At 59.9% G+C, this 6,075-nt stretch carries 6 protein-coding genes; 3 read left to right on the forward strand and 3 right to left on the reverse strand.

Going from position 1 to position 6,075, the window contains the following annotated elements; translation table 11 throughout:
* Nucleotides 1-103 precede the first annotated feature (103 nt).
* Nucleotides 104-1,018, reverse strand: coding sequence for a DUF808 domain-containing protein (locus LVD08_RS05680; protein ID WP_247267686.1), 915 nt, complete (start codon nucleotides 1,016-1,018; stop codon nucleotides 104-106).
* Nucleotides 1,019-1,152: 134 nt separating this feature from the next.
* On the opposite strand from LVD08_RS05680, the gene LVD08_RS05685 reads away from it, so the two are divergent.
* Nucleotides 1,153-1,761 (forward strand): TetR/AcrR family transcriptional regulator, encoded by a 609-nt coding sequence (locus LVD08_RS05685; RefSeq protein ID WP_034151540.1) that lies wholly within the window; start codon nucleotides 1,153-1,155, stop codon nucleotides 1,759-1,761.
* 100 nt (nucleotides 1,762-1,861) lie between these two features.
* On the opposite strand, the gene LVD08_RS05690 is transcribed toward LVD08_RS05685, so the two are convergent.
* Both LVD08_RS05690 and LVD08_RS05695 read right to left on the reverse strand, forming a co-directional pair.
* On the reverse strand, nucleotides 1,862-2,320 hold the full coding sequence (locus tag LVD08_RS05690) for an REP-associated tyrosine transposase (RefSeq protein ID WP_247267687.1): 459 nt from the start codon (nucleotides 2,318-2,320) through the stop codon (nucleotides 1,862-1,864).
* 211 nt (nucleotides 2,321-2,531) lie between these two features.
* Complete coding sequence (locus LVD08_RS05695) at nucleotides 2,532-2,972, reverse strand: GlcG/HbpS family heme-binding protein (RefSeq protein WP_247267688.1); 441 nt, start codon at nucleotides 2,970-2,972, stop codon at nucleotides 2,532-2,534.
* Between the two features lie 268 nt (nucleotides 2,973-3,240).
* On the opposite strand from LVD08_RS05695, the gene gcl reads away from it, so the two are divergent.
* Both gcl and hyi read left to right on the forward strand, forming a co-directional pair.
* A complete protein-coding gene (gcl, locus tag LVD08_RS05700) occupies nucleotides 3,241-5,016 on the forward strand; it encodes a glyoxylate carboligase (RefSeq protein WP_096796234.1) in 1,776 nt (591 codons plus the stop codon).
* Between the two features lie 177 nt (nucleotides 5,017-5,193).
* On the forward strand, nucleotides 5,194-5,976 hold the full coding sequence (gene hyi / locus LVD08_RS05705; protein WP_247267689.1) for a hydroxypyruvate isomerase: 783 nt from the start codon (nucleotides 5,194-5,196) through the stop codon (nucleotides 5,974-5,976).
* Nucleotides 5,977-6,075 lie beyond the last annotated feature (99 nt).

Raw genomic sequence — 6,075 nt, forward strand, 5'->3', positions numbered from 1 at the left:
GGGGGGGGGGGGTCCCGGGGGGGAGGGGGCAAATCCCCCCGCCTCTTTCTCCCCCCCCCCCCCCGTTTCCGGAGCAAACCCCTCTCCCACAGGGGTGATGTGTTTATCCTTTGATCGTGCGCCAGATTTTACCGACCACCGAAACCACCGCCAGCACTGCCGCGCCCGCGATGATCCCCGCTACGCCATTGAGCAGCACAGGGACTGCGAACCCGGCGCTGCCAGCCGCCACACCGACACTTTCAATCCAGTGATGCACCACGGGAATGCCGTGGGTGAGGATGCCGCCACCGACGAGGAACATCGCCGCCGTGCCGATCACCGACAGGCCTTTCATCATGTACGGGGCGGCGCGCAGGATCGCGTTGCCGATGCTTTTGGCGGCTGCACCCGATTTCTGGGTCAGCCACAGGCCCAGATCGTCGAGTTTGACGATGCCGGCCACCAGGCCATAAACACCGACGGTCATGACGATGGCGATGCCGGACATGACGATCACTTGCTGGGTCAGCGATGCGTCGGCCACGGTACCAAGGGTAATGGCGATGATTTCCGCCGAGAGGATGAAGTCAGTGCGGATCGCGCCTTTGATCTTGTCCTTCTCGTAAGCCACCAGATCGGTGGTCAGTTCGGCCACCGCCGCGCTCAATTGCGCGTGGTCGGCATCATCTTCGGCCTTGCTGTGCAGGAACTTGTGCGCGAGCTTCTCGAAACCTTCGAAACACAGGTACGCGCCGCCGACCATCAACAGCGGCGTCACCAGCCATGGCACAAACGCACTGATCGCCAGGGCCGAGGGCACCAGGATCAGCTTGTTGAGGAACGAGCCCTTGGCGACCGCCCAGACCACCGGAATTTCCCGCTCGGCGCGCACGCCGGAGACTTGCTGGGCATTGAGCGCCAAGTCATCGCCGAGTACGCCGGCGGTCTTCTTCGCGGCCATTTTGCTCATCAACGCCACATCATCCAGAACGGTGGCAATATCGTCGATCAGCACCAGCAAACTGCTTCCTGCCATGAATCTTGTTTCCTTATGTGAATAATGTCGCGCAGCATACCGCGACTGCGGGCCACACGGGGCATTCTTGAGCCATGCGCGAGGCCGGTGCTACCATGCGCAACCGCCAGAACAGGCAAGGAACCACCGGGTTTATGAGCACAATCCGCGAGCGCAACAAAGAACTGATCCTGCGTGCCGCCAGTGAGGAATTTGCCGACAAGGGCTTCGCTGCGACCAAAACCAGCGACATCGCCGCCAAGGCAGGATTGCCCAAGCCCAACGTCTACTACTACTTCAAATCCAAGGAAAACCTCTACCGCGAGGTCCTGGAAAGCATCATCGTGCCGATCCTGCAGGCCTCGACCCCGTTCAACCCGGACGGCGTACCGAGCGAAGTGCTCAGCGGCTACATCCGCTCGAAGATCCGCATCTCCCGCGACCTGCCCTTCGCCTCCAAGGTGTTCGCCAGCGAAATCATGCACGGCGCCCCGCACCTGAGCGCCGACCTGGTCGAGCAGCTCAACAGCCAGGCCAAGCACAACATCGACTGCATCCAGAGCTGGATCGACCGCGGCCAGATCGCCCCGATCGACCCCAATCACCTGATGTTCAGCATCTGGGCCGCGACCCAGACCTACGCTGATTTCGACTGGCAGATCTCTGCGGTCACCGGCAAGGACAAGCTGGACGAGGCGGATTACGAGGCGGCGGCACAGACGATTATCCGGTTGGTGTTGAAAGGGTGTGAGCCGGATCAGTGAGACCGCGCTGACGCCATCGCGAGCAGGCTCACTCCTACATTTGGAATGCGTTCCACTGTAGGAGTGAGCCTGCTCGCGATCGAGGCAACACGGTTTCGGCTCAAACCCAAATCGCATCCCACAGCGGATAATCCCCAAGCTTCTCCACCAGACCAGCCCGCAAAGGGTTGGCGACGACATACCTTGCCATCTTCACCAAATCCTCCTCCCGCCGCAGTGCCCGGTCATGAAACCCTCTTTGCCAGAGGCTAACATTTCTACCGGTAGCCTGGTTCACCGCTTTGGTACTCAGCGATTTGGTCTTTTGCATCAGTTCGCTCAAAGACCCGCTCTGCAATTCGATTAACCAATGAAAATGATCCGGCATCACCACCCACGCCAGTGAGTTCGCCAAGCCGAGATCTTGTGCACGGCGAAATTGATGAACCACCAATCGACCCAAAGCAAAATCGGCAAAGACCGGTTTGCGATCAAGAGTGTTGGTCGTCAGTAGGTAGATTCGATTGGGCTCGGCATAGCGACCGGCTCGCAATCGATGTGCAGCGGGAAAATCCGGCATTCCTTTGCCTCCCATGATCAGGTCATGAGAAGACTAGTTCTGCGTGCTCAAGTTGATGGGACAGACTCTTGGCTGGATGTTTCTGGGAGAGAGCTATCGCGAGCAGGCTCACTCCTACAGGGGTTTGTGGTGTTCAGACATTTTGTGTCCAACCAAGATCCCTTGTAGGAGTGAGCCTGCTCGCGATAGCGGTTAATCAATCAACGCAGATTCAAGCAGCCACCCCCGCATCCGCCCTCAAATCCAGCGCCTCCACAGCCTTGATCGCCACCTGCTCATCAATATCCGACAGATCGCCGCTAATCCCGATCGCCCCCAGCACATTCCCCGCCTGATCACGAATCAACACCCCGCCCGGGGCCGGGACGACGCTGCCCTGGCCCATGCTGTTGAGTGCGGCGATGAAGGCCGGGCGTTGTTGGGCGTCCAGCGCCAGCAGGCGTGAGCCCTTGCCCAGGGCGATGGCGCCCCAGGCTTTGCCGATGGCGATGTTCGGGCGCAGCAGGCTGGCGCCGTCTTCGCGTTGCAGGGTGATCAGGTGGCCGCCGATATCGAGTACCGCGATGGTCAGCGGAGCGGCGTTGATCCCGCGCCCGGTGCTGATGGCTTCGTTGACCAGGTTGACTGCGACTTTCAAGGTTAAAGCGCTCATGGTGCCGTCCTCATTTTGTTATTGGGAAAGTCGTGGGGCTGCGCTCAAGTGCCGCAGACCGATGCCACAAATAGAACACAATGAATTATTTTTTTGTATACAATAATTCTCGAAAAGCGCCACATGCGACGAAAAGCCACAGCAAAACCGGCTTCCGACAAATGAAACAGACGCTTGAGAAAATGGATTGACCTGCGCCGTCCGCCGTGAATACACTCTGCGCAAAGCCACTTGTATACAATTACAAAACGTAAAGAGGCACAAAACCATGAGCAAAATGAGAGCAATCGAAGCCGCCGTTCTGGTGATGCGCCGTGAAGGGGTTGATACCGCTTTTGGCATTCCGGGTGCTGCGATCAACCCGCTGTACTCCGCCCTGCAGAAAGTCGGTGGCATCGATCACGTCCTCGCTCGCCACGTCGAAGGCGCGTCGCACATGGCCGAGGGTTACACCCGCACCAAGGCCGGCAACATCGGCGTGTGCATCGGCACGTCCGGCCCGGCCGGTACCGACATGGTCACCGGGCTCTACAGCGCCTCGGCCGACTCGATTCCGATCCTCTGCATTACCGGCCAGGCACCCCGCGCCCGTATGCACAAGGAAGACTTTCAGGCAGTCGACATCACCAGCATCGTCAAGCCCGTCACCAAGTGGGCGACCACGGTTCTGGAGCCGGGCCAGGTGCCCTACGCGTTCCAGAAAGCCTTCTACGAAATGCGCTCCGGTCGTCCAGGCCCGGTGCTGATCGACCTGCCGTTCGACGTGCAGATGGCTGAAATCGAATTCGACATCGACGCCTACCAGCCGCTGCCGCTGGCCAAGCCAACTGCGACCCGCGTTCAGGTCGAGAAGGCTTTGGCCCTGCTTGATCAGGCCGAGCGCCCATTGCTGGTGGCCGGTGGCGGCATCATCAACGCCGACGCCAGCGATCTGCTGGTGGAGTTCGCCGAGCTGACCGGCATTCCGGTGATCCCGACCCTGATGGGCTGGGGCACCATTCCTGACGATCACCCGCTGATGGTCGGCATGGTCGGTCTGCAGACGTCGCACCGTTACGGCAACGCCACGCTGCTGAAATCCGACGTGGTGCTGGGTATCGGCAACCGTTGGGCCAACCGTCACACCGGTTCGGTCGACGTCTACACCGAAGGTCGCAAGTTCATTCACGTCGACATCGAAGGCACACAGATAGGCCGTGTGTTCACCCCGGATCTGGGCATCGTTTCCGACGCTGCTGCCGCGCTGACCGTGTTCATCGAAGTCGCCCGTGAATGGCAAGCCGCCGGCAAGCTGAAAAACCGTAGCGCCTGGCTGCAGGATTGCCAGCAACGCAAGGCCAGCCTGCACCGCAAGACCCACTTCGACAACGTGCCGGTCAAGCCGCAGCGCGTATACGAAGAGATGAACCAGGTGTTCGGCAAAGACACCTGCTACGTCAGCACCATTGGTCTGTCGCAGATTGCCGGCGCGCAGTTCCTGCACGTCTACAAGCCGCGTCACTGGATCAACTGCGGTCAGGCCGGCCCGTTGGGCTGGACCATTCCGGCAGCGCTGGGCGTGGTCAAGGCCGATCCGAGCCGGAAAGTCGTGGCCCTGTCGGGGGACTATGACTTCCAGTTCATGATCGAGGAGCTGGCGGTCGGCGCTCAGTTCAAACTGCCTTACATCCACGTCGTGGTGAACAACTCGTACCTGGGGCTGATCCGTCAGGCCCAGCGCGGGTTCGAAATGGACTACTGCGTGCAGCTGTCCTTCGATAACCTGAACGCGCCGGAACTCAACGGTTACGGTGTCGACCACATCGCAGTCGCCGAAGGCCTCGGCTGTAAAGCCCTGCGGGTGTTCGAACCGTCGGAAATCGCCCCTGCCCTGCGCAAGGCCGAACAGATGATCGAAGAGTTCAAGGTACCGGTGATTGTCGAGATCATCCTGGAGCGTGTGACCAACATCTCCATGGGGACCGAGATCAACGCCGTCAACGAATTCGAAGACCTGGCACTGGTCGGCAACGACGCGCCAACGGCGATTTCGTTGCTCGACTAACTGCTGACTGCTCTCCCTGTGGGAGCGGGCCATGTGGCGAGGGAGCTTGCTCCCGCTCGGCTGCGAAGCAGTCGTAAAGCTTTTGGGGACGCTTCGCGCCCCAGCGGGAGCAAGCTCCCTCGCCACACAAGCCCGCTCCCACAAAGGAGAACCTCACAAGATTTACGGGAGACCACCATGCCGCGTTTCGCTGCCAACCTGTCCATGCTGTTCACCGAACAGGATTTCCTTGCCCGTTTCGACGCCGCCGCCAAGGCCGGTTTCAGTGGTGTGGAATACCTGTTCCCGTACGACTTCAGCTCTGCGGAAATCAAGGCCAGGCTCGATGCCAACGGTCTGACCCAAGTGCTGTTCAACCTGCCGGCCGGTGACTGGGCCAAGGGCGAGCGCGGTATCGCGTGTCTGCCGGATCGGGTTGAAGAGTTCCGCGCCGGGGTCGATCTGGCGATCGCTTACGCACAAGTACTGGGCAACACTCAGGTCAACTGCCTGGCCGGTATCCGTCCGCAAGGCATTGATGACGCAACCGTCGAGAAGACCCTCGTCGCCAACCTCAAGTACGCGGCCGACAAGCTGCAGGCGGCGGGCATCAAACTGGTGATGGAAGCGATCAACACCCGCGACATCCCGGGCTTCTACCTGAACAACACGGCGCAAGCCCTGTCGATTCGCGAGCAGGTCGGCAGTGCCAATCTGTTCCTGCAATACGACATCTATCACATGCAAATCATGGAAGGCGATCTGGCCCGCACCCTGCAATCGCACCTGGCCGAGATCAACCATGTGCAGCTCGCGGACAACCCGGGGCGCAACGAACCGGGCACCGGTGAGATCAATTACCGCTTCCTGTTCGAACACCTGGATCGCATTGGTTATCAAGGTTGGGTGGGCTGTGAATACAAGCCGCTGACCACCACTGAAGCAGGCCTCGGCTGGCTGAAAACCCACAACGCAATTTAAGAACACTGCAAAAAAACCTGTGGGAGCGGGCTTGCTCGCGAATGCGGTGGTTCAGTCAACACGGATATTGAATGTTCCACCGCATTCGCGAGCAAGCCC

It is taken from the genome of Pseudomonas sp. YL2, assembly GCF_023063025.1.
In the GTDB taxonomy this organism is placed as follows: Bacteria; Pseudomonadota; Gammaproteobacteria; order Pseudomonadales; family Pseudomonadaceae; genus Aquipseudomonas; species Aquipseudomonas putida_A.

What these genes read in the sequence shown, in the direction of transcription:
- gcl (WP_096796234.1), top strand. Translation starts at nt 3,241, where the DNA reads ATGAGCAAAATGAGAGCAATCGAAGCCGCCGTTCTGGTGATGCGCCGT.
- LVD08_RS05685 (WP_034151540.1), top strand. Translation starts at nt 1,153, where the DNA reads ATGAGCACAATCCGCGAGCGCAACAAAGAACTGATCCTGCGTGCCGCC.
- LVD08_RS05680 (WP_247267686.1), bottom strand. Translation starts at nt 1,018, where the DNA reads ATGGCAGGAAGCAGTTTGCTGGTGCTGATCGACGATATTGCCACCGTT.
- hyi (WP_247267689.1), top strand. Translation starts at nt 5,194, where the DNA reads ATGCCGCGTTTCGCTGCCAACCTGTCCATGCTGTTCACCGAACAGGAT.
- LVD08_RS05690 (WP_247267687.1), bottom strand. Translation starts at nt 2,320, where the DNA reads ATGCCGGATTTTCCCGCTGCACATCGATTGCGAGCCGGTCGCTATGCC.
- LVD08_RS05695 (WP_247267688.1), bottom strand. Translation starts at nt 2,972, where the DNA reads ATGAGCGCTTTAACCTTGAAAGTCGCAGTCAACCTGGTCAACGAAGCC.